Below are 2,322 nucleotides of genomic sequence, written 5' to 3'. Positions count from 1 at the left end.
GTCTTAGCTTCATCAGTAATCAGTGAAAAGAAAGCTCCGCACTTGCCACTTAAGTAGGGAGGTACAATTATTTGTAGGATGGGTTAGCGGTAGCGTAACCCATGCGGGCGTTGGGTTTCATGCTTCAACCCAACCTACGTTCATCTTATATTTAATTCCACCCACCTACTTAATACTGTTGACTGAAAACTCAAATCTGATAACTGATCACTGATCACTGATATATGTCTAATAGTTGGTGGGAAATTACGGTTTTGTGCGAACCTAGTCTCGAAGAAACGGTTTTCTGGAGACTGGAAAATTTTGGCTGTTCGGGAACGGCCACTGCTAAAAAACAATCCTCTTTAGAGGTTAAGGCCTATATACCAGAAATTAAAGCGCAATTGCCCGATTTAGAGGCACTAAGCCTCTGCTTAAAGGAAGATGCTTTGATTTTAGGTTTTCCCGAACCTGTCAGCCATTGGCAGTTAATGGACGAGGAAGACTGGGCCAGCAGTTGGAAACAACATTGGCAAATTAGCGAGATCGGCGATCGCTTTTTGATCTGTCCTGCTTGGTTAAATCCCCCCGAAAATAACCAGAGATTGGTGATTAAAATTGACCCCGGTTCCGCTTTCGGCACGGGAACGCATCCAACCACGCAATTATGTCTAGAATCCCTAGAAATGCGTTTAAGTAGCCATCCAGAGAATAAAATTATCGCCGATATCGGTTGTGGTTCCGGCATACTGGCGATCGGGGCGATTTTATTAGGAGCGAAAAAAGTTTATGCTGTCGATATAGATCCCCTGGCGGTGAGTGCGACAGGCAGTAATCGCCATCTCAACGGGATTAACCCCGAAAATTTAGCTATTAATCAGGGTAGTGTCGAGGAGTTGTTAGAATTAATTCCCGATGGTGTTGATGGCATCGTTTGTAATATTTTAGCCGAGACAATTATCGCTTTAATGCCCGCAATCACCCGTCTGGCAAAACCCACCACTTGGGGAATTTTAAGCGGCATCCTCGTCACCCAAGCACAAGCGGTTACAGATATTTTAGAACCCCAAGGCTGGACAGTGGCTGCCCTATGGAAACGTCAAGAATGGTGTGGTCTTCAAATTCGTCGCACCGTGGATTAGTATCGGGTTTGCGGCAAAAAGTTTTTCGTGGGGGTAGGGTGTGGGGTGTGGGGTTTTACCCATTTTGGCGAGCGGGGAGCAGCACAACCGGGGGAATACCGACCCCTGATTTCTGAACGAGTACGGAGGGAGTCGAACCCCCGACACCCAGGACCGGAACCTGGTGCTCTATCCTCTGAGCTACGTACCCACAATAAAATACTATTACATTATACCACTAGCCGACGCAGTAGAGCAGAAATTTCCATGACTAGCGATCGCCCTTTAAAACTACTAATCAGTAACGATGACGGCATTTCCGCTCTAGGAGTCCGCACCCTCGCTAACACCCTCGCTACTGCGGGCCATCAAGTCATCGTAGTTTGTCCAGACGGCGAGCGCTCTGCTACCGGTCATGGCTTAACCCTACACCATCCCATCCGGGCCGAACAGGTGGAAGGAATTTTTCACCCCGATGTGATTGCTTGGTCCTGCTCGGGAACTCCCGCCGATTCGGTGAAATTTGCCCTTAGTGCCGTCCTCAAAGAGCGTCCCGATTTAGTTTTAGCCGGCATTAACCACGGGTCTAATCTCGGCACCGATATCCTCTATTCTGGCACGGTTTCCGCGGCCATGGAGGGCTTAATCGAAGGTATTCCCAGTATTGCTGTTAGTCTGGCTAGTTTTAAAGCCTGTGATTTCCAACCGGCCGCCGATTTTGCCCTCACTTTAGTCAGGAAAGTTGCCCTTAACCCTTTTTCTATTCCCACTTTACTCAATGTGAACGTCCCTCCGGTTAGTAGTGCCGAAATCAAGGGGGTGAAAATCACTAGGCAGGGATTGCGACGCTACGAGGAAACCTTCGAGAAAAGACTGGATCCTAGGGGTAAAAGTTATTACTGGTTAATTGGGGAAGTGGTGGAAGATATCGAACAACCGGACTACAGCCATTTACCCCCGCAAGTGCCTACGGATGTGCGCGCTATTGGCGAGAATTTTATCACCATCACGCCCCTACAATACAATTTAACTGATGTGCAGGGTTTTCAACATTTGTACGGAAATTCTTGGTTTGATTGAGGATCATCGGAAATTTTGGGTCTGAAACCCCGCCGTTCTAGGTTGGCTTTACGTTAGAATTAAAAGGCCAGTCTCGAAAACCAAGTGGACGGCGCAGCACCTTGAAAACTCGGCTTAGGGGGTTCCGACCAGAAAAGCTTGG

Annotated in this window: 2 protein-coding genes and 1 tRNA gene; 2 read left to right on the top strand and 1 reads right to left on the bottom strand. The window is 47.9% G+C overall.

Annotation, left to right across the window (positions count from 1 at the left end; all coding sequences use genetic code 11):
- The first annotated feature begins 224 nt into the window (after positions 1 to 224).
- Positions 225 to 1,121, top strand: coding sequence for a 50S ribosomal protein L11 methyltransferase (gene prmA, locus O9290_RS25370; protein WP_002763313.1), 897 nt, complete (start codon positions 225 to 227; stop codon positions 1,119 to 1,121).
- Between the two features lie 117 nt (positions 1,122 to 1,238).
- Here the strand turns inward: prmA and O9290_RS25365 are convergent.
- Positions 1,239 to 1,311, bottom strand: a tRNA-Arg gene (locus O9290_RS25365).
- 56 nt (positions 1,312 to 1,367) lie between these two features.
- Between O9290_RS25365 and surE the strand changes: the two genes are divergently transcribed.
- The gene (gene surE, locus O9290_RS25360) at positions 1,368 to 2,180 is read left to right on the top strand and encodes a 5'/3'-nucleotidase SurE (protein WP_043995738.1); all 813 of its coding nucleotides are present in this window, start codon (positions 1,368 to 1,370) and stop codon (positions 2,178 to 2,180) included.
- Positions 2,181 to 2,322: the final 142 nt, after the last annotated feature.

The sequence above is a fragment of the Microcystis sp. LE19-41.2A genome (assembly GCF_027530405.1).
Classification (GTDB): Bacteria; Cyanobacteriota; Cyanobacteriia; order Cyanobacteriales; family Microcystaceae; genus Microcystis; species Microcystis aeruginosa.
Note: the sequence above shows the minus strand (reverse complement) of the source record. Positions and strands in the feature narration are given on the sequence as shown.